This window comes from Jeongeupia wiesaeckerbachi, from assembly GCF_050916355.1.
GTDB classification, from domain to species: Bacteria; Pseudomonadota; Gammaproteobacteria; order Burkholderiales; family Chitinibacteraceae; genus Jeongeupia; species Jeongeupia wiesaeckerbachi.
The window spans coordinates 2,203,690-2,226,172 of sequence record NZ_CP136946.1 but is presented as its reverse complement, the minus strand read 5'-3'; the positions used below and the strand labels follow the sequence as shown (position 1 = coordinate 2,226,172).

General features: G+C 63.5%; 19 protein-coding genes and 1 tRNA gene. 9 read left to right on the top strand and 11 right to left on the bottom strand.

Features of this window, described 5'->3' with window-relative positions:
• Positions 1 to 33 precede the first annotated feature (33 nt).
• Positions 34 to 813 (bottom strand): ParA family protein, encoded by a 780-nt coding sequence (locus R0382_RS10840; protein WP_432719602.1) that lies wholly within the window; start codon positions 811 to 813, stop codon positions 34 to 36.
• A gap of 213 nt (positions 814 to 1,026) precedes the next feature.
• Here R0382_RS10840 and R0382_RS10835 point away from each other — a divergent pair, with 213 nt between their 5' ends.
• Together R0382_RS10835 and htpG are read left to right on the top strand one after the other, a co-directional pair.
• Positions 1,027 to 2,172 carry a porin gene (locus R0382_RS10835; protein WP_432719601.1) on the top strand — a complete coding sequence of 382 codons (1,146 nt, stop codon included), beginning with the start codon at positions 1,027 to 1,029 and terminating at the stop codon, positions 2,170 to 2,172.
• A gap of 202 nt (positions 2,173 to 2,374) precedes the next feature.
• Entirely contained in the window at positions 2,375 to 4,267 is a 1,893-nt protein-coding gene (htpG, locus tag R0382_RS10830; protein ID WP_432719600.1) for a molecular chaperone HtpG, read from the top strand.
• A 79-nt stretch (positions 4,268 to 4,346) separates the two neighbouring features.
• Here the strand turns inward: htpG and R0382_RS10825 are convergent, their stop codons facing one another.
• From R0382_RS10825 to R0382_RS10805, 5 genes are all read right to left on the bottom strand, one after another.
• Positions 4,347 to 5,705, bottom strand: coding sequence for a sigma 54-interacting transcriptional regulator (locus tag R0382_RS10825; RefSeq protein ID WP_432719599.1), 1,359 nt, complete (start codon positions 5,703 to 5,705; stop codon positions 4,347 to 4,349).
• A complete protein-coding gene (locus R0382_RS10820) occupies positions 5,702 to 6,253 on the bottom strand; it encodes a hypothetical protein (protein WP_432719598.1) in 552 nt (183 codons plus the stop codon). The genes R0382_RS10825 and R0382_RS10820 overlap by 4 nt, the downstream gene beginning before the upstream one ends.
• Positions 6,231 to 7,679 (bottom strand): sensor histidine kinase, encoded by a 1,449-nt coding sequence (locus R0382_RS10815; protein ID WP_432719597.1) that lies wholly within the window; start codon positions 7,677 to 7,679, stop codon positions 6,231 to 6,233. Before R0382_RS10815 ends, R0382_RS10820 begins: the two co-directional genes overlap by 23 nt.
• A 38-nt stretch (positions 7,680 to 7,717) precedes the next feature.
• Positions 7,718 to 8,161, bottom strand: coding sequence for a PilZ domain-containing protein (locus tag R0382_RS10810; RefSeq protein WP_432719596.1), 444 nt, complete (start codon positions 8,159 to 8,161; stop codon positions 7,718 to 7,720).
• A gap of 107 nt (positions 8,162 to 8,268) precedes the next feature.
• Positions 8,269 to 8,353: transfer RNA gene (locus R0382_RS10805), tRNA-Leu, on the bottom strand.
• A gap of 184 nt (positions 8,354 to 8,537) precedes the next feature.
• Here R0382_RS10805 and R0382_RS10800 point away from each other — a divergent pair.
• Both R0382_RS10800 and R0382_RS10795 read left to right on the top strand, forming a co-directional pair.
• Entirely contained in the window at positions 8,538 to 9,452 is a 915-nt protein-coding gene (locus R0382_RS10800; protein WP_432719595.1) for an ankyrin repeat domain-containing protein, read from the top strand.
• 93 nt (positions 9,453 to 9,545) lie between these two features.
• Complete coding sequence (locus tag R0382_RS10795) at positions 9,546 to 10,049, top strand: hypothetical protein (protein ID WP_432719594.1); 504 nt, start codon at positions 9,546 to 9,548, stop codon at positions 10,047 to 10,049.
• Positions 10,050 to 10,172: 123 nt separating this feature from the next.
• Here the strand turns inward: R0382_RS10795 and R0382_RS10790 are convergent, their stop codons facing one another.
• Positions 10,173 to 12,677, bottom strand: a complete 2,505-nt coding sequence (locus tag R0382_RS10790) for a family 20 glycosylhydrolase (RefSeq protein WP_432719593.1) — start codon at positions 12,675 to 12,677, stop codon at positions 10,173 to 10,175.
• Between the two features lie 224 nt (positions 12,678 to 12,901).
• Between R0382_RS10790 and purL the strand changes: the two genes are divergently transcribed.
• Complete coding sequence (gene purL, locus R0382_RS10785; protein WP_432719592.1) at positions 12,902 to 16,849, top strand: phosphoribosylformylglycinamidine synthase; 3,948 nt, start codon at positions 12,902 to 12,904, stop codon at positions 16,847 to 16,849.
• 103 nt (positions 16,850 to 16,952) lie between these two features.
• Complete coding sequence (locus tag R0382_RS10780) at positions 16,953 to 17,234, top strand: GNAT family N-acetyltransferase (protein WP_432719591.1); 282 nt, start codon at positions 16,953 to 16,955, stop codon at positions 17,232 to 17,234.
• A gap of 9 nt (positions 17,235 to 17,243) precedes the next feature.
• Here the strand turns inward: R0382_RS10780 and R0382_RS10775 are convergent, their stop codons facing one another.
• The 3 genes from R0382_RS10775 to R0382_RS10765 form a co-directional block, all read right to left on the bottom strand.
• Positions 17,244 to 17,690, bottom strand: coding sequence for a carboxymuconolactone decarboxylase family protein (locus tag R0382_RS10775; RefSeq protein WP_432719590.1), 447 nt, complete (start codon positions 17,688 to 17,690; stop codon positions 17,244 to 17,246).
• A 90-nt stretch (positions 17,691 to 17,780) separates the two neighbouring features.
• Positions 17,781 to 18,647: an RNA polymerase sigma-70 factor gene (locus R0382_RS10770; RefSeq protein WP_432719589.1), complete on the bottom strand. Its 867-nt coding sequence runs from the start codon at positions 18,645 to 18,647 to the stop codon at positions 17,781 to 17,783.
• 7 nt (positions 18,648 to 18,654) lie between these two features.
• Positions 18,655 to 19,671 (bottom strand): lactonase family protein, encoded by a 1,017-nt coding sequence (locus R0382_RS10765; protein ID WP_432719588.1) that lies wholly within the window; start codon positions 19,669 to 19,671, stop codon positions 18,655 to 18,657.
• Positions 19,672 to 19,851: 180 nt separating this feature from the next.
• On the opposite strand from R0382_RS10765, the gene map reads away from it, so the two are divergent.
• Genes map through R0382_RS10750 form a run of 3 tightly spaced genes read left to right on the top strand, consistent with a single transcriptional unit; the run spans position 19,852 to position 21,261 of the window.
• A complete protein-coding gene (map, locus tag R0382_RS10760; RefSeq protein WP_432719587.1) occupies positions 19,852 to 20,616 on the top strand; it encodes a type I methionyl aminopeptidase in 765 nt (254 codons plus the stop codon).
• On the top strand, positions 20,601 to 21,032 hold the full coding sequence (locus tag R0382_RS10755) for a GNAT family N-acetyltransferase (protein ID WP_432724157.1): 432 nt from the start codon (positions 20,601 to 20,603) through the stop codon (positions 21,030 to 21,032). The genes map and R0382_RS10755 overlap by 16 nt, the downstream gene beginning before the upstream one ends.
• A gap of 49 nt (positions 21,033 to 21,081) precedes the next feature.
• The gene (locus R0382_RS10750; protein ID WP_432719586.1) at positions 21,082 to 21,261 is read left to right on the top strand and encodes a hypothetical protein; all 180 of its coding nucleotides are present in this window, start codon (positions 21,082 to 21,084) and stop codon (positions 21,259 to 21,261) included.
• Positions 21,262 to 21,305: 44 nt separating this feature from the next.
• Here the strand turns inward: R0382_RS10750 and R0382_RS10745 are convergent, their stop codons facing one another.
• The gene (locus tag R0382_RS10745; protein ID WP_432719585.1) at positions 21,306 to 22,430 is read right to left on the bottom strand and encodes a sterol desaturase family protein; all 1,125 of its coding nucleotides are present in this window, start codon (positions 22,428 to 22,430) and stop codon (positions 21,306 to 21,308) included.
• Positions 22,431 to 22,483: the final 53 nt, after the last annotated feature.

Here is a 22,483-nt window from a genome sequence, read left to right as displayed (position 1 = left end):
CAAAGGCGTGAGCATCGGCGGCCAGCATACCCGTCAAGCGCGGGCGCCGGCCAGATCGGCGTAGAGCGCGGTGAATTCGAGTGCCAGCTTGTGCCGCGCATCGAGGAAAGGCAGCGGGACCGCGCGCTCGTGCGATTCGCGCACCTTGACCGAGCTCGACAGCCGGGTCGGCAACAGCGGCAGGCCCTGCTCGGCCAGTTCTTCGACCATGCGCACCGGCAGGCTCGCGCGGGGCTGGTACTGGTTGACGACGATGCCTTCGATGGCCAGACCGGCATTGTGGTCGGCGCGGATCTCGTCGACGCGGCCGATCAGCGACAGCAGCGCCTGGCGCGAAAATGCATCGCAATCGAACGGGATCAGGCAGCCATCAGCGGCAATCAGCGCCGAAAGCGTGAAGAAATTCAGGGCCGGCGGCGTATCGATCCAGACTTCGTCGAAATCGTCGACCAGCTCGGCCAGCGCTTCCTTGAGCTTGTAGATCTTGTGGCGCGACTCGAGCTTGCCCTCGAGTTCGGCAATCTCCGGATCGGAGACCATGACCGATAGTCCGGCAAATGGCGTCGGATGGATGAACGCCGTGGTCGGCTTGGCGTATAAGCTGAAATTGAGCACCTGATCGAAGAAGCCGGCCAGCGTTGGCGTGGCGGATTCGAGTGCATCACCGAGCAGGTAGCGACTGGCGTTGCCCTGCGGATCGAGGTCGACGACGAGCACGCGTCGTCCGGCCTGCGCGGCGGCCGCGGCAAGGTTGACCGAGATCGTGGACTTGCCCACGCCCCCCTTCTGGTTGAACACCACCCGACGAAGCATCGTTGAATCCCGCCAAGACGCCAATTGCGTCGAGCCAAATATAGCACGCGCACGTAAGGCGAATAAGGTTCCGCCACGGGCAGTAATAATTACCGATTCAATAGTGGAAATAGTTACCGGATTAGCTTTCGCAGGGTTCGTAGACTGCACGTCGTGGTTCGGGTGTCTCGAACCGAAGTGCAAAGACCCTTTCCCTCGAAGGAGAAAAACCAAATGAAAATGAAGCATGCAGCTCTCGCCATCGCTCTGGCATTCGGCGCCGCAGGCCTTGCACAGGCAGAAGTGACCATCAGCGGTAAGGCTGACTTCGGTGTTCAAGCACGTGACACCGGCGACAGCACCCAAGGTGCCGTGAAGTACCAAGGCGAGATCGATTTCAGCGGCCGTGACAAGCTCGACAACGGCATGAACTTCATCTGGACCCTGAACCAGGAAATCAACAACATCAACGCTGGCTCGAGCTACACCGCGAACAGCCAGTGGGGCAACCGTGATGCATACGGCGGCCTGGAAGGCGACTTCGGTACCGTCCGCGTTGGTAAGTTCCGTACCGGCGTGTACGCACTGACCGATGATCTGTACGGCGATACCGGTGCTGACTGGTTCTTCTCCGACTACGGTCGCGGCATGGACCAACGTGCTGACAACATCGTCGGCTACACCAGCCCGGTGTTCGGCGGCTTCCAACTGTCGGCTGACTACATCCTCGAAAACCAAAGCACCGGTCGTTCGAGCAGCAACGGCTACGACGTCGCTGGTACCTACACCAACGGCGGCCTGAAGGTCCTCGCTGGCTACCAAGGTCGCCAAGGCTTCGACGGCACCCAAGACGTGACCGCCGGCGCTTCGTTCCAGCAAGCCGATGGTTCGTACCAGTACGGCGACAGCCTGAACGGCGGCTCGGACGATACCGACAGCCAAACCGGTTACGTTGGTGCGCAGTACAAGTTCCAGAACGGCTTCGGCATCACTGGTGGCTACAAGTACATGCAGTTCACCCCGAACACCACTGGCGCTACCTACGGTGGCACCGCGCTGAACGCGGGTGAAGACTACCATCAGAACATGTACAACCTGATGCTGTCGTACAACCAAGGCCGTAACGACGTGTACCTCGGTTACACCTACCTGGAAGACCTGAAGGGTGGCGATGCGCCGTCGGATTCGGGCGCCCAAGCGTTCTCGGCTCGTTACAACTACCACATGTCGAAGAACACCTTCGCGTACGCTGAATACCGCTACGTGAAGAACGACGCGAACTCGGCTTACAGCGCCGATGACGACCTGTACAACTACAGCGCGACCTCGGCGGGTGAAGACACCCAACGCGGTATCGTTGGCGTGCGTACCTACTTCTAATCGATCTTCGATCGTTAGAAACAGCGTCAAAAAAAACGGAGCCTTCGGGCTCCGTTTTTGCGTTGGTGCCGCTGCGGCATTAACCCTGCCTTGAAAAGGGGCATCACGCCCCCACGTTCTTCCCCACTCCGGGGTGAAGTGCGACGCGTCCGATCCGGCGCCAGCCGTACCGATCCCCGACCGTCATACGCAAGGAGAACACATGAGCAAGGAAACGCTGGGCTTTCAGGCCGAGGTCAAACAGCTGCTGCAGCTGATGATCCATTCGCTGTACTCGAACAAGGAAATCTTCCTGCGCGAGCTGATCTCGAACGCGTCGGATGCCTGCGACAAGCTGCGCTTCGAAGCAACCCAGCATGCCGATCTCTACGAAGGTGACGGCGAGCTGAACATCAAGGTGTCGTTCGACAAGGATGCGCGCACGATCAGCATCTGTGACAACGGCATCGGCATGCGCCGTGACGAAGTGGTCGCCAATATCGGTACCATCGCCCGCTCGGGCACCAAGGAATTTTTCAGCCAGCTGACCGGCGACGCCGCCAAGGATAGTCACCTGATCGGCCAGTTCGGCGTCGGCTTCTACTCGGCCTTCATCGTCGCCGACAAGGTCACGCTGACCACGCGCCGTGCTGGCGAAACCGCCGCGACGCGCTGGGAATCGATGGGCGACGGCGAATATACGCTCGAGGACGTCGAGAAGGCCGGTCGCGGCACCGAAATCGTGCTGCACCTGAAGGAAGGCGAGGACGAATTCCTCAACGACTGGCGCCTGCGCAGCGTGATCACCCGCTACTCGGACCACATCAACCTGCCGATCCTGATGGCCAAGCCCGCCGAGCACGACGACGAAGGCAAGCCCTTGCCGCCGTCGGGCGAATTCGAAGCAGTCAACCAGGCCAATGCGCTGTGGACACGCAGCAAGAGCGAGATCTCCGACGAGCAGTACAAGGATTTCTACAAGCACGTTTCGCACGACTGGGACGAGCCGCTGACGTGGAGCCACGCCCGCATCGAAGGCCGGCAGGAATACACCGAGCTGCTGTACATCCCCAAGCGCGCGCCGTTCGACCTGTACGAACGCGAACGCCGCCATGGCGTGAAGCTGTACGTGAAGCGCGTCTTCATTCTGGAAGACACCGACAAGCTGATGCCGCAATACCTGCGTTTCGTACGCGGTGTGATCGACTCGGCCAACCTGCCGCTGAACGTCTCGCGCGAAATCCTCCAGCAAAGCCGCGACGTCGATGCGATCCGCACCGGTTGCGTCAAAAAGGTGCTCGGCCTGCTCGAAGACCTGCGCGACAACCGTCCGGATGACTACACGGTATTCTGGAACGAATTCGGCAAGGTGCTGAAGGAAGGCGTCGGCGAGGACATCGCCAACAAGGACCGCCTCGCCGGCCTCGTCCGCTTCGCATCGACCGCCAACGAGGGAGACGAGCAGAACGTCAGCCTCGCCGACTACATCGGCCGGATGAAGGAAGGCCAGGACGCGATCTACTACATCACCGCCGACACCTTCGCCGCCGCACAGCACAGCCCGCACCTCGAAGTGTTCAAGAAGAAGGGCATCGAAGTCCTGCTGCTGTCGGACCGCGTCGACGAATGGTTCACGTCGAGCCTGACCGAGTACGAAGGCAAGAAGCTACAGTCGGTCGCCAAGGGCGAACTGAAGCTCGATGCCTTCGCCGACGAAGCCGAAAAGCAGCAGCAGGAAGCCGCCGAAACCGAGTTCAAGACCGTGCTCGACAAGGTCAAGACCACGCTCGACGGCCAGATCAAGGATGTGCGCGTCACCACCCGGCTGACCGACAGCCCGGCCTGCCTCGTGGTCGAAAACCACGACATGAGTGCCAACCTGGAGCGCCTGTTGAAGTCGGCCGGCCAGGACGTCGGCGGCGCCAAGCCCATCCTCGAACTGAACCCGGGTCACCCGCTGGTGCAGAAGCTCAAGACCGAGCTCGACGGCGAACGCTTCGGCGACTGGACCCACCTGCTCTACGATCAGGCACTGCTCGCCGAAGGCGGCCAGCTCGACGATCCGGCCGGCTTCGTGAAGCGGCTGAATGGCCTGATGCTGGCGATGCAGGCCTGATCGCCAGGTCAAGAAGCGGTGTCGATCTAAAAAAAGCTGCCCTCGGGCAGCTTTTTTTCATTACGCCGACCGGGTCTGGCTACGCGTCGCCAGCGTCGTTGCTGCTGCGAAACAGCGCCGCATTCAAGCCGTGCTTTTGCAGCAGCCGGTAGAACTCGGTGCGGTTGCGGTCGGCCAGCTTGGCGGCGTCGGCGACATTGCCGTCGGTCAGCTTCAACACCCGGGTCAGGTAATCGAGTTCGAAACGGCGCTTGGCCTCGGCATAACTGAGCACCTCGGCCGACGGCTGCCGCAGAGCCCGCTGCACCAGCGCCACGGGCACGATCGTCGCCGTGCACAGCGCGCAGACCTGTTCGATGGCGTTGAACAGCTGACGCACATTGCCGGGCCACGCCGCCGTCGACAGGGCTTCGAGCGCATCGGGCGCAAAGCCGTTGAGCTTCTTCGCATACTTGGCCGCCAGCCGCTGCAACAAGTGATTGGCGAGCAGCGGAATATCCTCGCGCCGCTCGGCCAGCGGCGGCAGCGTCAGCGCGACGACGTTGAGCCGGTAGTACAGATCCTCGCGGAACTCGCCGCCGGCCATGGCCGCGTCGAGATCGCGATGGGTCGCCGACAGGATGCGCACGTCGATCGGCACCGATTCGCTGCTGCCGACCGGCCGGACCGCGCGCTCCTGCAGCACGCGCAGCAGCTTGACCTGCAAGGCCAGCGGCATGTCGCCGATCTCGTCGAGAAACAGCGTGCCGCCATCGGCGGCCTGGAACAGGCCGCGATGGTGATTGACCGCGCCGGTGAATGCGCCTTTGACGTGACCGAACAGCTCGGATTCGAGCAAGGCCTCGGGAATCGCGCCGCAGTTGATCGCGACAAAGGGTTTGGCCGCGCGCGGGCTGGCCTTGTGGATCGCCCGCGCCAGCAATTCCTTGCCGGTCCCCGATTCGCCGCGGATCAGCACGCTGGCGTCGGACGCGGCGATCAGCCGGGCTTCGCCGAGCAGCTCGGTCATCACGCTCGAATGGCTGACAATTTCGCTGCGCCACGCCTCGTCGCCGGCTTCCGGCGTCGCCGCCGAGACGCTCAGCGCCTGGCGGACCTTGTCGAGCAAGACCTTGCTGTCGAACGGTTTGGTCAGATAGCCGAAAACGCCACGGCTGGTGGCGTCGACCGCGTCCGGAATCGTACCGTGCGCCGTCAGCAGGATCACCGGCAGCGCCGGCAATCTGGCATGAATTTCGCCGAACAGCGTCAGCCCATCGCCATCGGGCAGACGGACGTCGCTGATCACCAGCTGCGGCGTCGCCACCGCCAGCTGCGCCAGCGCGGCCTGCACGGTTTCGGCAGTGCTGACGCTATAGCCGGCGGCGGTCAGCCGCATCGACAGCAGGCGGAGCAGATCGACGTCGTCGTCGACCAGCAGCAGCGAAGCGCCACTCATGGCGCGGCCTTGGCAGCCGGTTTCAGCGGCAGACCGTGCTCGATCGCCTTGAGTGCGTTGAGCTTGTCGTTGAGGTCGTTGGCGCGCTTTTGCGCGTCTTTCAGTTGCTGGTTGAGCTTGTCGGCGTCGGCATCCTGGCGACGCAGATCGGCGTACTGCGCCGACAACCATTGCGCCAGCGGCCGCAAGGCCTCGGCCTGCGGGGAGGTCGCCTTCTGCACCGCATCGAGCAGGCCGATCGCCCGCGTCAGGTCGCCATTGCCACGCAACTGCGCGTAGGCCATTGCACGCTGGACTTGCGCCGTTTCACCCGGTTCGGCGCCGAGCCGGGCGATCTCGCGGTTCAGGTCGGCCGGCGCCCTCACCCGCAGCGATGCGCCATAGTCGAACAGGCCGCGCCAGTCCGGCGCAGCGATCGCGGCCGTTTCGCTGGCGATCACCTTGGCGGCCGGGGTCGACGCAACCGGCTTCGGCCTGGATTCGGGCGGGCTGACGCAGGCGCCCAGCAACAGGACAAGCAACAGTTCAGGTCGTTTCAATCGTTTCATCGGGTAATTCAATCCGGAAATGTGCGCCCTGCGCACTGGGCAGCAGGACGATGTGGCCGCCGTGGGCGGCAAGGTATTCGTTGACGATCGACAGGCCCAACCCGCTGCCACGACGGGCACCACCAGGCTGGCGTTCGCCCTGGACAAAGGGTTGGAAGATCCGCTCGACGTCGGCCTCGGCCACGCCGGGCCCCTGGTCGATGCAGTCTATCGTCGTCGTGGCATCGCGATACGCCAGCAAAAAGCGGATCCGGCCGCCATCGGGACTGAAGCGGATGGCATTCGACAGCAGGTTGCCGATCACCGCGCCCAGCCGGTCAGCGTCGCCGTGGTACGCCGGCGCCGCGCCGTCGAGTTCAACCGTCAGCGACTGCGCCTGCCAGTGCAGCCGCTGTGCCTCGATCACCGACGCAATCACCATCGATAAGTCCAGCGGCGTCCGCACGAGTTCCCGCGCGGAGAACTGCATCGAATGGAAACGCAGCAGGTCTTCGATCTGCCGCTGCAGCGCGGCGACGTTATGCGCCAGGATGTCGACGACCTCGCGCTGGCCAGTATTGAGTACGCCCGGCACCTCGTCTTCCAGCAAGGCAACGCCTTCCCTGAGCGACGCCAGCGGCGTTTTCAGCTCGTGCGAGACGTGGCTGACGAAACGGGTTTTTTCGGCATCGAGTTCGGCGAGGCGCTGGCGCAGCCAGTCGAGCTGCACGCCGAGCCGCCGCAGATCGGCCGGGCCGCGCCGGATCACGATCGGCGTATCGAGCTGGCCTTCGCCCAGCCGATGGATCGCCGATTCGATCTTCGCCAACGGCCGCGCCAGCCAGCCAGCCAGCGCCAGCGCGATCAGCGCCGCAATCCCGACGGCAACGGCGACCATGATCGCGATCGTCTTCCTTTCGTGATCGAGCTCGTCGAGCAGCGCGTCATTGCGGCGATCGAGTTCGTGGCGGCTCTCCTGCGCGATCCGCTCGTTCAGACCGTGCAACCTGGCGATATGTTCGAACAGCATGATCTGGCGGTTGCGATCATGGATGGCGTCACGCGCCAGCCCGGCGTCGACCAGACCGCCGAGCCGCGCCCAGTCCTGCAGTGCCGTGGTCAGCGCCGGCTCGCTGCCGGCATGCGCGCGCAGCCAGCGCACAGCGTCGGCTGCGTCCTGATGCGATTGCCGCGCCCGCAGCAGAAAACTGGCGTCGTCGAGCACCAGATACTGGCGCAAGCTGCGCTCGAACAGCTGTGTCCGCTCGTTCAGGCGCTCGACCGCTTCGGTCTGCCGCACCGCAGCGTCGGACAGCGAACGGCTCTGCGTGGCGGCGTGCTGCAAGGTCGACAAGGCGCGCAGCGACGTCGCGCTCAGCAGCACGGCGGTGAGCACGAAAGCCAGCAGCAGCAATTGGCGGAAAGAAGGTTTGGTCAGTGTGAACATGCCAGGCGCGGACGGGGCCATGCCCCAAGTCTAGCGCGTCATTCGCCGCGCCGGGTCGACACCGGCGCCGGCACGCGCGCGGCCAGATTGGCGTCGAGATAGCGGCGGCCATCGGCCTTGAAATCGAGAAAACGGACGCCGATGCGAAACTGCTGGAACTCGCTCGACAGCACCGTATACAGCACCCTGCTTTTCACTTCGAGAATGCGTGGCCGCTGTCCCGCGGCCATCGGCGGCACCGAAATCAGCACGGTGACCTGATCGGACACCGGCAGATTGTGGTCGGACAGCAGGCTGAAGCCGGTGCGGGACAAATCGAACACCCGCCCACGGAAAGTCTGCCGCTGGCCGGCTTCCTGGTAGACCAGCGATACGCGCCAGTTCAGCAGATAGCGGGGCTCGCCGCGCGGCGAGAACCATTCGGTATCGATCTGACTACCCTGCAGTTCGCGATGAAATCCAAGCTCGTCCGGTGTGTTCACGTCGCACTCCGTCAATCAGCATTCAATTATACAGTTGACTGTAGCTGCGCCGCGCGCGGACAACAAAAAAGCCGAAGCATGCGCTTCGGCTCTGGTTTCGATCTGAATGGTGCCGACAGTGAGACTCGAACTCACACAGCCGAAGCCACTACCCCCTCAAGATAGCGTGTCTACCAATTTCACCATGTCGGCATTCACAATCGATTTGCAGCAACTCGCGACGCTGAGGATTGGTGCGTCTTGCGAGAGACGGGAATATACGCCGCCACATACCGCCTGTCTAGCCTTGCCGCGAAAAATATCGTGGTGATGGTGGCCTTGTGCCGCAGGGCCAAATCACTATTAAATGAGCACTCGGCCTCCTCCTTCCTTCCCCATGACACATCCCTTGCATGCGCTGCTGGAACAACATGGACAAGCCCACCGCAGCCCCGTCCAGCTGATCGAACGCTTTCCGCGTATCGCCAACCGGCTGGTCGAGCTGTGGGGCAGCGACGCGATCAATGAATATCTCGAATCGCTGATGATCATGGACCGCCCCGACCGGCAGGGCTTTCCGGCCGAGATCGGCATGGAGCTGATGGTGTTCGGCAACGCCCACGACGAGATCATGCGTCGGCCCGCCGACACCGCCGGCGTCTGGGACCATGTGCGCGAAGCGGCGGTCGACGCGCTCGAGCAACGCGGGCTGCGCGTGACCGTCGGCGATTTTCACCGCAGCGTCGGCCTCAATTCGACCGAAACCCTGCAGCTATACCGCCAGGCCGGGATCAAGATCGACAGCACCGACGACAACGGCTGGACGGCGCTGATGCGCGCCAGCTTCGATGGCAGCGCCGCCTCGGCCGAGTGGCTGCTGACGCACGGCGCCAACATTCACGCCTGCGATCGCGGCGGCTATACGCCGCTGCACTGGGCTGCATTGAACGGCTACGACCCGGTCGTCGACATGCTGGTCAGCCGCGGTGCCAACGTCAATGCCGAAAGCCAGACCGGCTTCACCCCCTTGATCCAGGCCGCGAGTCGTGGCCGTCTCGTCATCGTCAAACGGCTGATCGCCGCCGGTGCCCGCGTCGGCACCAGCACGCCGGACGGCTGGACCGCCCTGCACAAGGCCGTCGCCAACCGGCATACCGATGTAGCCATCCGCTTGCTCGATCATGGCGCCGACGCCGAGGCCCGGCATCGCGATGGTGACACCCCGTACTCGATCGCGGCACAAACCGGGCAGCAGCGCCTGTGCGAACTGATGCTGTTGACACAGTCGGTACGCCAGCGTGAGCGCCGTTAGGACCACGGTCATCCCGATGGTGTAGCCTTGCACTGCCGCAGCCCGTCATCACAGAAAATCGGGCGCCGGCACCGCCAGGAACAGGAGAATACGATGGCCCAAATCTACAAGATCACCGCGCGCGCCAGCAGCGCGCTGCCCGAAACGCTGCGCAACAGCGAAGGCATCCGCCAGGCACTTGCCGCAGTGCATGAATACTTCCCGCTCGACGACGTCCAGTTGACCGACCACGATCTGGACCGGCTGTGCGAGGCCTCGCGCACGCTCGCCCGCCGCATCGCCGGTCGCGGCCACATCGATGTCGCGCTGCGCTTTACCGACCTGTGCGACATTTCCAGCGACCTGTTCAAGGAAGTGAAGGACATTCGCAAGGCGATCAAGGATCTGCTCGGCGAGTACGAAGACGAACTCGAGGAAAACTGCGTCGGCGCGCTGCGCTATGTCTCGGGCTTCCGCAACGAGATGGTCCCGGCCCTCGCGAACTCGATCCTGCTGCGCCGCTTCGCCAACTTCGTCGACGCCGTGCTGCTGGCACAGATCCGTCACTCGGACGAGAACGTCGAGATCGAGCTGCACCTGGTTGAACTGGCCAGCTAAGCGGGCACGGTTGAGCTGGCCAGCCAAGCGGGCTTAGCCGCACTGACCGACGACCGCTGGTCCACTCGGACCCAATAAAAAACCCCGCCGAAGCGGGGTTTTTTATTGGGTCGGCGACGGCAATCAGCCGACGCTGACGACGCGACCGCGACGACCGGTCGTGGTGAACGCGGCCAGCTTGACGGCCCCCGTCACGGCAACCGGGCCGGCATACTGCGTCGACGCCAGGGTCGGCTCGCTGCCGTCGGTGGTGTAGCGCAGCACGAAGCCCGGTGCTTCGACGTTGGCAATCAGCTTGCCGCCGTCGAGCTTGGCACCCGGCACCGGCACCCGGTAGCCATAGCCGCCGACGACGCCGTCCAGACGCGGCAGTTCGCGCTGGCCGAGGCGGTTGGCAAACTGGTTCCAGTCGGCGTCCATCCGCGCGTCACGCACGGCCTTGTCGGCAACGAGCGTCCAGCCCGGATCCTTCGCCCATGCCCGCTCGGCCAGCGCAATCAGGCGCGGCATCGCCAGATACTCGAGGCGGCCGGCATCACGAATGTTCTCGGCCCACAGCTCGCCCTGGATACCGAGCACGTTCTGCACGCCCTGCTCGGTCAGACGGGCACTGCCTTTGAGCGAGTCGCCGAGTTCGTGGCCGAACAGATTGACCGTCGCCGTCGTGTAGATGTCCAGCGGGCAGAAGTCGAAGGCCTTGCGGGTGTCGATGAAACCGCCCCAGTAATAGCCCGGCTCTTGCGGATCCTTCTCGTACGCCAGATCGAAGTACAGATTGGTCACATTGCACAGCACGACCTTGTAGCCGGCGTTGGCCAGCTGATAGGCAAAATCCTCCTGCCCCCAGCCCCAGATATTGTTCCAGATGTAGGGGCGGAAATTGGCATCGACGAACTTTGGATTCGGACCGTGATGGACGACGCCGTCGACGGTTTCCTTGACCAGTGCGATTTCCTCCCAGCCGCCGAAAATCAGGTCGTGCTTGTTAAGGATGTCGCGGTAGCGCGCCAGGAAATGATCCTGCAGTTCCTGGATCGTCGTCATGCCGTGTTCTTTCATGAACGCCTGACAGATCGGCGAACCTTCCCAGACGCCATGCGGCACTTCGTCGCCGCCGGTATGCAGGGTGGTCAGCGGCGCGCCGGCCTCGGCATACATCGCCTTGACGTCGACAATCACCGTCTCGATGAAGTTGTACGCACCTTCGCGGGCAATGCAGATCACGTTGTCGTGCCACAGCTGCACCGACTCGTACTCGGACTGGTCGGCGAAATCGACCAGCAGATACTGCTCGGCCGCTTCGAGCTGGCCGGCGGCCTTCAGGCGCGCGTAACGGACATTCATCGCCTTGATCGCCGAGCGCGCATGGCCTGGCACGTCGAACTCGGGCACGACCTCGATGTGGCGCTCGGTGGCGAACTTGAGGATCTCGATAAAATCGGCACGGCTGTAGAAACCGGTACCGCTCGACCCTTCGACGTCGGCCCCCGAGCCGAAGCTCGGCACCAGATAATCGGTCTCGGTCGTGGTATAGCCGCGGCCCGAACCGATCTCGGTCAGCTCCGGCAGCGTCGGGATTGCCAGGCGCCAGCCTTCGTCGTCGGTCAGGTGGAAATGGAACTGGTTGAGCTTGTACAGCGCCATGCACTCAAGCAGGCGCAACACGCTCTGCTTGGACGAGAAGTTGCGACCGACGTCCAGATGCAGGCCGCGATAGGCAAAGCGCGGCGCATCGACGACCCGGCCGAATGGCACGCTCAGCGTGGAGAGCGGGTTCACAAAGGCATCGACCGGCAGCAGCTGGCGCAGGCTCTGGATACCATTGAACACGCCATGCTTTGACGCGCCGGTAATCACGACACCATCGGCGCCGATTTCAAGCGAATAGGCCTCGGCCGGCGCGCCGGTCTCGGCGACATGCACGGCGCCGATCTGCAACACGATGCCGCGGCCGGCGGCGGCGCGTTGCGCCTGCACACCGGCGTCAAGCAGCGCCGACTGCAGGAAGGCCGCTTCGGCGTTCAGCGCATCCGGATGCACGATCATCGTGCTGGCGTCGATGACAAACTGGCCACCACCAAAGTGCGACTCGAGCGGCGTCGGCGTGATCTTGCCGACGGCATCCGCCGGCAGCAGCGTGAGTTTTTCGTTGTCGGCGAAACGTGTCGCTGGCGTCACCAGCGGCACCTTGTCGTTGGCCGAGCGGTTGCGCTGCCCTTCGGTCACGAACGGCAGGATGCGCGGGTCGCCGATCGCCTCGGCGCGGGCCTGCGGGGTGCCATCGTCGTAAACGATATAAAAACCCAGCGGCGCGTCGGTCTCCTGAATCACCCAGAACAAACCTTCGTAGCGGATCAATTTACTTTCATCACAAGAAAGAATTCCAAAGCCGGACGTCGGCACCATGCGCCACAGATCACCGTTGACCTGCTCGATCGCAACGCCGCCTTCGATGCCCTCGGGCTTGATCTTGCGGCAGGTGTTGAAATAGATCGCCCAGCCCTGGCCGGTCAGCGGCAAGGTGGCGTGGTTGCTCAGTGTCAGCTCGGCAATGAAGTTGTCGCCGTTGTGACCATTGGTGATGCACTGCCATTGCAAAGCCAGTTGCTTGCCTGCGGGCTGAGTCATCTTCTCTTCCTCTTTCCGATTCGTAAGACGGTGGTCTATGCCACCCGACTTCGACAGTGTAGAAGCAAATGCTTAAGTAGAACAGAGCCCGGAATGCGCTTTTCCTGACATGCAACAACCAAAGAAAATACCGCCAGACGGACGGTGCAGCACAAAGCGGGCAGGCCCGTTTTTCGGTACAATCTTGGCTCCGATTTTTACCCATGATTTCCGGACCTTACGACATGGCAGACGTTCTCCAGCTGCGCGGTGGCACCGCGCTCTCCGCCTTCCGGCTCGACAAACTGCGCAGCGCGCTGGCCGACAACGGCATCAGCGCCGACCTGTACGCCGAGTTCTGGCACTTCGCGGAAGTGGACGCGCCACTGGACGATAAGGAGCAGGCGACGCTGGCGCGCATCCTGCACTACGGCGAACCGTGTGAACCGGCCAAGGCCGTCGGCTCGCTGTTGCTGGTACTGCCGCGACTGGGCACCATTTCGCCGTGGTCGAGCAAGGCCTCGGACATCGCCGAGCACTGTGGCCTCGGCAAGATCGCACGCATCGAACGCGGCATTGCCGTCTACGCCAGCAAGAACGGTGCGCCGCTGTCGAACGCTGAGAAAAACCTGCTGCTGCCGCTGATCCACGACCGGATGACCGAACAGGTCTTCGAAACACTGGACGCCGGCCGCGAGCTGTTCCGCCATTTCGAACCGAAGCCGCTGGCGACCGTCGATGTGCTGAGCGGTGGCAAGCCGGCGCTGGAAAAAGCCAACGTCGAATTCGGCCTGGCGCTGTCGGATGACGAAATCGATTATCTGGTCGAGAACTTCACCAAGCTGCAGCGCAATCCGACCGACGTCGAACTGACGATGTTCGCCCAGGCGAACTCGGAGCACTGCCGCCACAAGATCTTCAACGCCAACTACGTGATCGACGGCGAAGCGCAGCCGTACAGCCTGTTCGGCATGATCCGCGAAACGCACAAGGCCGCGCCGGAAGGCACGGTCGTTGCGTACTCGGACAACTCGTCGGTGATCGAAGGCGCGCAGATCGGCCGCTTCTACCCGCAACCGGGCGGCGCCGAATACGCGTATCACGACGAAACCACCCACATCCTGATGAAGGTGGAAACCCACAACCACCCGACCGCGATCTCGCCCTTCCCGGGCGCGGCGACCGGCTCGGGCGGCGAAATCCGCGACGAAGGCGCCACCGGCCGCGGCTCCAAGCCCAAGGCCGGCCTGACCGGTTTCACCGTATCGAACCTGAATATCCCCGGCGCGATCCAGCCGTGGGAAGACCCGGCCTACGGCAAGCCCGAGCGCATTGCCTCGGCGCTGGACATCATGATCGAAGGCCCGATCGGCGGCGCCGCATTCAACAACGAATTCGGCCGTCCGAACATCGCCGGTTACTTCCGCACCTTTGAAGAAGACTTCGGCGGCGAGCGTCGCGGCTATCACAAGCCGATCATGCTTGCCGGCGGCATGGGCAATATCAACGCATTGCACGTCGGCAAGCACGGCCTGCCCGACGGCAGCCTGCTGATCCAGCTTGGCGGCCCTGGCATGCTGATCGGCATGGGCGGCAGCGCCGCCAGTTCGATGGCAACCGGTGCCAACGCGGCCGACCTCGACTTCGACTCGGTGCAGCGCGGCAACCCAGAAATCGAACGTCGCGCGCAGGAAGTCATCGACCGCTGCTGGCAGCAGGGCGAACACAACCCGGTGCTGTCGATCCATGACGTCGGCGCCGGCGGTATCTCCAACGCCTTCCCGGAACTCGTCAACGATGCCGGCCAGGGTGCGGTGTTCGACCTGCGCAAGGTCAATATCGAAGAAAAGGGCATGAGCCCGAAGGAAATCTGGTCGAACGAATCGCAGGAACGCTACGTGCTGGCGATTGCGCCGGCCAACCTGCTGGCGTTCGAAGCGATCTGCGAACGCGAGCGCTGCCCGTACGCGGTGATCGGCCGCGTGACCGACGAAAAGCAGTTGATCGTCGAAGATCCGCACTTCGGCAACAAGCCGGTCGACATGCCGATGGAAGTGCTGCTCGGCAAGCCGCCGAAAATGACCCGCGACGTCACCCGGGTGAAGCCCGAACTGAAGGTGTTCGACTCGTCGGGCATCGATCTGAAAGAAGCCGCCTACCGTGTGCTGCAACTGCCGGCCGTGGCCGACAAATCCTTCCTGATCAATATCGGCGACCGTACCGTCGGCGGTTTCACCGCGCGCGACCAGTTCGTCGGCCCGTGGCAGGTGCCGGTGGCCGACGTCGCCGTCACCGCGATGGGTTACGACACCTACCTCGGCGAAGCGATGGCGATGGGCGAACGCACGCCGCTGGCGCTGATCTCGGGCCCGGCTTCGGGCCGGATGGCCGTTGCCGAGGCGCTGACCAACCTCGCCGCGGCGCCGATCGCCAAGCTGGGCGACGTCAAGCTGTCGGCCAACTGGATGGCGCCGGCCGGCCATCCCGGTGAAGACGCGAACCTGTACGACACCGTCAAGGCCGTCGGCCTTGAGCTGTGCCGCGAACTGGGCGTTTCGATCCCAGTCGGCAAGGATTCGATGTCGATGAAGACCGTCTGGTCCGAAGGCGACGAAGCCAAGCAGGTCACCGCGCCGCTGTCGCTGGTGATCACCGGTTTCGCGCCGGTTACCGATATCCGCCGCGTGCTGACGCCGCAACTGCGCAACGAAGCCGACACCGACCTGATCCTGATCGACCTCGGCGACGGCAAGTGCCGCCTCGGCGGCTCGGCGCTGGCGCAGGTCTACAAACAGGTTGGCCAGTGGGCGCCGGACGTCGTCAGCGTGTCGCACCTGAAATCGTTCTTTGAAACGGTGCAGAAGCTCAACGCCGATGGCCGCATTCTCGCCTATCACGATCGCTCCGACGGCGGCCTGTTCGCGGCCGTGTCCGAAATGATGTTCGCCGGCCACGTCGGCGTGACGCTGGAAATCGACGAACTCTGCATCGAACGTCGCCGCCGCGGCCGCGAGGAAGACGAGCTGACTTCGGAAGACATCGCCCGCGCCGAAAACGGCCGGATGATGGGCGTACTGTTCAACGAAGAACTCGGCGCCGTGCTGCAGGTGAAGCGCAGCGACACCGCCGCGGTCATCGCCGCCTTTGCCAACGTCGGCATCCGCAGCGAACTGCACGTGATCGGCACGCTGAACGGCGACGACAAGCTCAAGATCAAGAAGCGCAACCGTCTGGTGCTGGAAGAAAGCCGCGTCGCGCTGCACAAGGCGTGGTCGGAAACCAGCTGGCGCATCCAGCGCCTGCGCGACAACCCGGCGTGCGCCGATTCGGAATACGCACAGCTCGACGCCAAGGGCGACAAGGGCCTGTTCGCCAAGCTCTCCTTCGATCCGTCCGAGGACATTGCCGCGCCGTTCATCAACACCGGCGCCAAGCCGCGCGTTGCCGTGCTGCGCGAACAGGGCGTCAACGGCCACGTTGAAATGGCCGCTGCCTTCACCCGCGCCGGCTTCGCCGCGACCGACGTGCACATGAGCGACGTGATCGCCGGCCGTGTCTCGCTGGCCGATTTCGCCGGCCTCGCCGCCTGCGGTGGCTTCAGCTACGGCGACGTCCTTGGCGCCGGCGAAGGCTGGGCCAAGTCCATCCTGTTCAACGAGCGTGCCCGCGAGCAGTTCGAAGCATTCTTCAACCGCGAAGACACCTTCGGCCTCGGCGTCTGCAACGGCTGCCAGATGATGGCCAACCTCTCGGGCATCGTCCCGGGCGCGCAAGCGTGGCCGAAGTTCACCCGCAACCAGAGCGAGCAGTTCGAAGCGCGCTTCGTCATGGCCGAGCTGACCGACTCGCCGTCGCTGTTCTTCGGCGGCATGGCCGGCACGCAGGTTCCGGTTGTCGTCAGCCACGGCGAAGGCTTCGCCAACTTCAGCCAGCAGGGCGACATCAAGCAGGCCATCGTCGCGATGCGCTACGTCGACCACGCCGGCAAGGCTACCGAAACCTACCCGCTGAACCCGAACGGCAGCCCGCAAGGCATCGCCGGCGTCACCACCGCCGACGGCCGCTTCTCGATCATGATGCCGCACCCGGAACGCGTGTTCCGCACGGTGCAGAACTCGTGGCACCCGGAGAACTGGGGCGAAGACGGCGCATGGCTGCGGATGTTCCGCAACGCGCGGCGTTGGGTCGGCTGATCGCCCTTCCGCGCAACAAAAAACCGGCCAGCAGGCCGGTTTTTTGTTGCGCGGACCATGCTAGGCTGAGCGCTGGACCCCGTACGGGGCGCCGCAAATGGCCATGATCACCATCGTTCACGAAGCCGCCAATCACCGCTTCGTCGCCGTCGACGCCGGCAAGATCGCTGCCGAGATGACCTACTCGCCACTCGGCGATGACCGCTTCATCATCGACCACACCGACGTGGACGCTGCCTACGGCGGACAGGGTGTCGGCTACCAGCTCGTCGACGCCGCCGTTGCGCATGCCCGCGCCAACGGCATGAAAATCCTGCCGCTGTGCCCGTTTGCCGCCAGCGTGTTCAAGAAGAAGGGCGATGAATATGCGGATGTGCGGTTCTGACCTGCGGACTCAGGCCTCTTCCTGCACCGGCATCCGCATGCTCACCGCCATCCGGTTGAAGGCATTCATCAGTGCCACGGCGTAGGTCAGCTCGGCGATTTCCTGATCGCTGAATTGTGCTTTCAGCGCATCGAATTCCGGATCACCGGCACGGGTTTCGCGGATCAGCGTCACCGCTTCGGCCCAGGCCAGCGCGGCGCGTTCGCGCTCGGTGTAAAACGGTGCCTCGTGCCAGGTGGCGACGCTGTTGATGCGTGCAAACAACTCGCCGGCCTTGAGCAGGTCGTTGCCGTGCAGATTGACGCAGTAGGCGCAACCGTTCAGTTGCGAGACGCGCAGGTAGACGAGGTCGATCAGCACCTTGCCGAGCGACGACTCGCCCAGTGCGATGCTGGTATCGACGAAACCGCGGTGGGCTTTGGGTGCGAGGGCGCGATAGTTGAGACGGACAGACATGGAACAGCTCCTGTTGTGGGCACCCCGAATGGATGCTTCACCAACAAGACGTCCCTGTCCTTCCGTTTGTGACAGGCGCGGCGAAAAAAATCAGCGCAGGCCGGCCAGTTTGTCCGGATTGCGCAATACGTAGACCTCGCGGATCTGCACGCCATCGGTGACGAAGCAGTAGACCGTGTCGAGCACGCCATCGACGTAACGTGCCAGACAGGGCTCGCCGTTGATCTCGGTCTCGACAAACCGGCAACGATCGCCGTTGCGCCGGGCGATGGCATGGAACAGCATCGCCAGCCGGTCCGGGCCAAGCAGTGGCCGCAATGCCGAGAACACCTTGCCACCACCATCGCCGACCAGCACCGCATCGGCGCTGAACAGCGGTGCCAGCTCGGAGACGTCACCGCTGTGCGCCGCTGCGGCAAACCGGGCCAGCAGCGCACGGTGCGCATCGCGGCTGACGGCAAAGCGCGGCCGGTCGGCCTCGATCCGCTGCCGGGCACGACTGACGAGCTGGCGGCAGCTGTCCTCGCGTTTGTCCAGCATCACCGCGATCTCGGCGTAGTCGGTATCGAACACCTCGCGCAGCAGAAACGCCGCGCGCTCGTCGGGGCCGAGCCGTTCGAGCAGGGTCATGAAGGCGATCGAGGCGTCGTTGTAGTGTTCGAGCACGTCGGCCGGCGAGCGGGGCTCGATCGCCTCGGCCACCGGCTCGGGTAACCACGGCCCGGTATAGGCCGCCCGCGCCTGTTTGGCCTGACGCAGGCGATCGATGCTCAGCCGGGTGACCAGCGTCACCAGCCACGCTTCGCTTGAAACCAGCGCCTCCGGCCGGCCCGATTGCCAACGCAGCCACGCGTCCTGCAGCACGTCGTCGGCGTCGTGGCGTGAACCGAGCATCCGGTAGGCAAGGCCGAACAGGCGTGCCCGATGGCGCTGAAACTCGGCCAGCAGATCATCCATGCCGTGCTCAGGCAAACTTCACACAGACCGGGCGATCGAGTTGTATATCGAGCACGGCCGGCATCAAGCCGCCGGCGGTATCGCGGGCAAACAGCGCCAGGTTGCCGCTGGCCTGATTCGCCACCAGCAGCCAGCCGCCACAGGGCGACAGCGCGAAGTTGCGCGGCATTTGCCCGCCGCTGGGCGTGTGGCCTGCCGCCTCAAGCAGGCCATCGACCACCCGGAACGTCGCGATGCTGTCGTGCCCCCGGTTCGAGGCATACAGGAAGGCACCGTCCGGGCTGAGCTGCAACTCGGCGCCGGTGTTGTCGCCGTGAAAATCGTCAGGCAGTGACGATAGCGTCTGGCGATGCTCGAGTACGCCATCCTGCCAGGCATAGACAAGCACGGTGCTGCTCAGCTCGCCGACCACATAGACAAAGCGCGCCGCCGCGTCGAACAGCAGGTGACGCGGTCCATCGCCGGGCGCAGTGGTCGCCACGCTGTGCGGCAACAGTTGCTGGCCGTCGATCCGGTAGACGACGATTTCGTCGCGGCCAAGATCGCACACCAGCGCAAATCGGCCATCCGGGCTGGGGGTGATGCTATGCAGATGTGGCGCATCCTGACGTTCGGCATCGACACCGCTGGCGCCTTGATGACGGATTTCACAGGCCATCGCCTGCACCTGGCCGTCATTGGCCAGCGGCAGCAGCGCCGCGTTGTGGCCGAAATAATTGGCCACCAGCAGCACATTTCCGCTGCGCGACAGATAACACGGCGAGTCGCCGCCACTGGGCACGCGGTTGAGCAGCGACAAGCACCCGGCGGCATCGATGGCCAGACTGCACACTTCGCCCTCGCCGGTCTCACTGACCGCATACAGCTGCCCATCAACCGGCAGCAGATACGATGCGTTGGCAATGCCGGCCAAGCGCTGCAGCGGCAAAAGCCTGCCCTGGCTGGCATCAAAAGCGAAGGCATGGATCGTCGCCTGCTCGGCATCGCCGTAGCAACCAATGTAAACGCGGGGCTGGCCGTTCATGGGCATCTCGTCAACGTGGAACAAAAACGTCATCTTACGGAATGCGTGCCGGACTGCGAGACCTGCCCGCAGATGCGTCGCCGATCCGCCACGCATCAACACCAAACGGGAATCACGCACACCGGGCTGCCTTGCCGGGTTCGCTGTGGGACAATACGCAGGTACAGCAAGGAAATCCGAATGTCCGTCAGCCTCAAATCCGCAGCCCAAATCGCCAAGATGCGCGTCGCCGGTCAGCTCGCCGCCGAAGTGCTGGACATGATCGGCGAGTACGTCGTCCCCGGCGTCTCGACCGAAGAGCTGGACCGCCGTTGCTTCGAGCACATCACTAAAAAGCAGAAAGCCACGCCGGCCAATGTCGGCTATCACGGTTTTCCGAAAACGCTGTGCACGTCGATCAACGGCGTCGTCTGCCACGGCATTCCCAGCCCGCGTGAGGTGCTCAAGGACGGCGACATCGTCAATATCGACGTCACCGTCATCAAGGAAGGCTGGCACGGCGATACCAGCCGGATGTACTTCGCCGGCACGCCCAGCCCGGCCGCGAAACGGCTCGCCGACGTGACCTTCGATGCGATGATGGCCGGCATCAGCGTCGTCCGTCCCGGCGCGCGCCTCGGCGATGTCGGCCACGCGATCCAGACGCTGGCCGAAGCCGCCGGTTACTCGGTGGTGCGCGAGTACTGCGGTCACGGCATCGGCAAGGTCTATCACGAAGACCCGCAAGTGTTGCACTACGGTCGCGCCGGCACCGGCCTGCTGCTGAAAAAAGGCATGACCTTCACCGTCGAGCCGATGATCAACGCCGGTGGTGCCGCCGTGCAGCAATTGCAGGACGGCTGGACCGTGGTCACGCGCGACGGCTCGCTGTCGGCGCAGTGGGAACACATGATCGCCGTCACCGACGACGGATTTGAAATCCTCACCGCCTGGCCGAACAGCTGACGACGACGATCACCCTCGCCACTTCGGACGACCTGCCCGAGGCCCAACGCTTTTACGACGCCTGTGGCTACGGTGGCGATGCCATTGTTCCCGACGACCGGGTACTGCTGGCCCGGGAGGGTGACAAGATCATCGGCATCCTCCGGCTGTCGCCGCTGGCCGACGCGCTCTGCCTGCGTGGCATGCAGATCCGTGCCGACCGCCGCCGGATGGGGCTCGGCAGCGCGATGTTGCTGCAGCTGATCAAGCAGATGGATCGGCCGTGCTATTGCCTGCCGTATGCACACCTGCTGGATTTTTATGCTCAGGCGGGTTTCAAGCCGGTCCACAGGGCCGACTTGCCAACCCTGCTGGCTGAACGCTACAACAACTACCTGTCGCGTGGATTGCACGTCAGTGCAATGGCGCGCGACTGAATCGATCACCATGTGATCAACCCGTCATTGCTTATCCGAAGGAAACCCGATGAAGAAAATCGGCAACACCCTAGTCCCGCGCAATCCCTTCGCGGTCGCTGCCAGCCAGCGCAAGGCCGGGGCGCACGAGAAGACCGAGAAGCGGCGCGATGCGAAACAGGCGCTGCGACAAGCAGTGCAGACCATGAAAAAGGGCGGGGATGTTTTCCCGCCCTTCTCTTTTGCCTGAAGGCACCGATCAGCGCGGCCTGCATCATCCAGCGCTGCAGCTGCTCAATGTTTGCCCGAAAACGGGAAGCGCAGCTGCTTCAGAAATCCATTCGGCACGTAATCGCCCAAGACGCCGTATTCGGATGGCCATGTCCGCGTCGATTTCACCGCGGTACCGAACAGATGATCGAGGAAGGCAAAGTGCGCGGCATAGTTCCGGTCCAGCGCTTCCTGATCCTGGCTGTGATGCCAGTGGTGGAAATTGGGCGTCACGATCAGATGGCGCAGCGGCCCAAGCCGGACATTGACGTTGGTGTGATTGAACACCGCCTGGAAGCCGACGACGACGATGTAGGCGTCGATCACCTCCTTGGAGAACCCAAGCACGAAGATCGGCGCCAGCACCAGGGTACGCGTGATCAACAGCTCCAGAATGTGCTGCCGCGACCCGGCCAGCCAATCCATGCTTTTAACGCTGTGATGCACGGCATGCAGCCGCCACAACAAGGGGATCTCGTGATACGCGCGGTGGGTCCAGTACTGCACCAGATCGGCAACCAGAACGATCAGGAACAGCGCGACAAGGAAAGGCAGACCCCTGACCCAGACCTGGATATCGCCCTGCACCGCCCAGCCCAGGAACCGGTGTACCAGCTGGTTGGTCACCATCAGGATGAGGCCGACGACCAGATGGTTGACGATGAAGTGATGGAAATCGGTCTGCCATTCTTCGCGGAAGACCGGTTGCTCACGACGGTGCGGGAAGAGCTTTTCCAGAAAGATGAAAATCAGGCTTGATCCGAGCAGATCAAGAATGAACCAGTCCAGCCCCAGATAGAAAGGCGACTGGGCGTACTCGCCCACCGGCACCCGATGGCCGCCGAACAGCGCTGCACCGGCGACGATGATGAAAGCAGATGCGGACAGCCAGCGAACCCGGCCGAGCAGGATGTTGGCCAGCGCGACGCCACCGCTCAGCACCATCGACCAGAACAGCAGTTGGCGCATGACGCCGGTGTCATACACCTGGCGCAATTCCGGCGTCGTCAGATAGGCCGGAAAGTGAAAGGCCAGGACGCCGAGAAAACACAGTACCGCCAGCATCAGCGCAAACACCCCGGATGCGACGCCGCGTCCGAGATGAATGCGCCCATGTGACTCCGATAGCTTGTTCAGTTTGCTGTACATGCCGCGATTCCAGATCGATAACGGCCGCAAACCTATCACAGTAAGTAAAAGCA

Excerpts from the sequence above, each read along its gene's own strand:
- R0382_RS10840 (WP_432719602.1), bottom strand. The coding sequence starts at position 813 with ATGCTTCGTCGGGTGGTGTTCAACCAGAAGGGGGGCGTGGGCAAGTCC.
- R0382_RS10835 (WP_432719601.1), top strand. The coding sequence starts at position 1,027 with ATGAAAATGAAGCATGCAGCTCTCGCCATCGCTCTGGCATTCGGCGCC.
- htpG (WP_432719600.1), top strand. The coding sequence starts at position 2,375 with ATGAGCAAGGAAACGCTGGGCTTTCAGGCCGAGGTCAAACAGCTGCTG.
- R0382_RS10825 (WP_432719599.1), bottom strand. The coding sequence starts at position 5,705 with ATGAGTGGCGCTTCGCTGCTGCTGGTCGACGACGACGTCGATCTGCTC.
- R0382_RS10820 (WP_432719598.1), bottom strand. The coding sequence starts at position 6,253 with ATGAAACGATTGAAACGACCTGAACTGTTGCTTGTCCTGTTGCTGGGC.
- R0382_RS10815 (WP_432719597.1), bottom strand. The coding sequence starts at position 7,679 with ATGTTCACACTGACCAAACCTTCTTTCCGCCAATTGCTGCTGCTGGCT.
- R0382_RS10800 (WP_432719595.1), top strand. The coding sequence starts at position 8,538 with ATGACACATCCCTTGCATGCGCTGCTGGAACAACATGGACAAGCCCAC.
- R0382_RS10795 (WP_432719594.1), top strand. The coding sequence starts at position 9,546 with ATGGCCCAAATCTACAAGATCACCGCGCGCGCCAGCAGCGCGCTGCCC.
- R0382_RS10790 (WP_432719593.1), bottom strand. The coding sequence starts at position 12,677 with ATGACTCAGCCCGCAGGCAAGCAACTGGCTTTGCAATGGCAGTGCATC.
- purL (WP_432719592.1), top strand. The coding sequence starts at position 12,902 with ATGGCAGACGTTCTCCAGCTGCGCGGTGGCACCGCGCTCTCCGCCTTC.
- R0382_RS10780 (WP_432719591.1), top strand. The coding sequence starts at position 16,953 with ATGATCACCATCGTTCACGAAGCCGCCAATCACCGCTTCGTCGCCGTC.
- R0382_RS10775 (WP_432719590.1), bottom strand. The coding sequence starts at position 17,690 with ATGTCTGTCCGTCTCAACTATCGCGCCCTCGCACCCAAAGCCCACCGC.
- R0382_RS10770 (WP_432719589.1), bottom strand. The coding sequence starts at position 18,647 with ATGGATGATCTGCTGGCCGAGTTTCAGCGCCATCGGGCACGCCTGTTC.
- R0382_RS10765 (WP_432719588.1), bottom strand. The coding sequence starts at position 19,671 with ATGAACGGCCAGCCCCGCGTTTACATTGGTTGCTACGGCGATGCCGAG.
- map (WP_432719587.1), top strand. The coding sequence starts at position 19,852 with ATGTCCGTCAGCCTCAAATCCGCAGCCCAAATCGCCAAGATGCGCGTC.
- R0382_RS10750 (WP_432719586.1), top strand. The coding sequence starts at position 21,082 with ATGAAGAAAATCGGCAACACCCTAGTCCCGCGCAATCCCTTCGCGGTC.
- R0382_RS10745 (WP_432719585.1), bottom strand. The coding sequence starts at position 22,430 with ATGTACAGCAAACTGAACAAGCTATCGGAGTCACATGGGCGCATTCAT.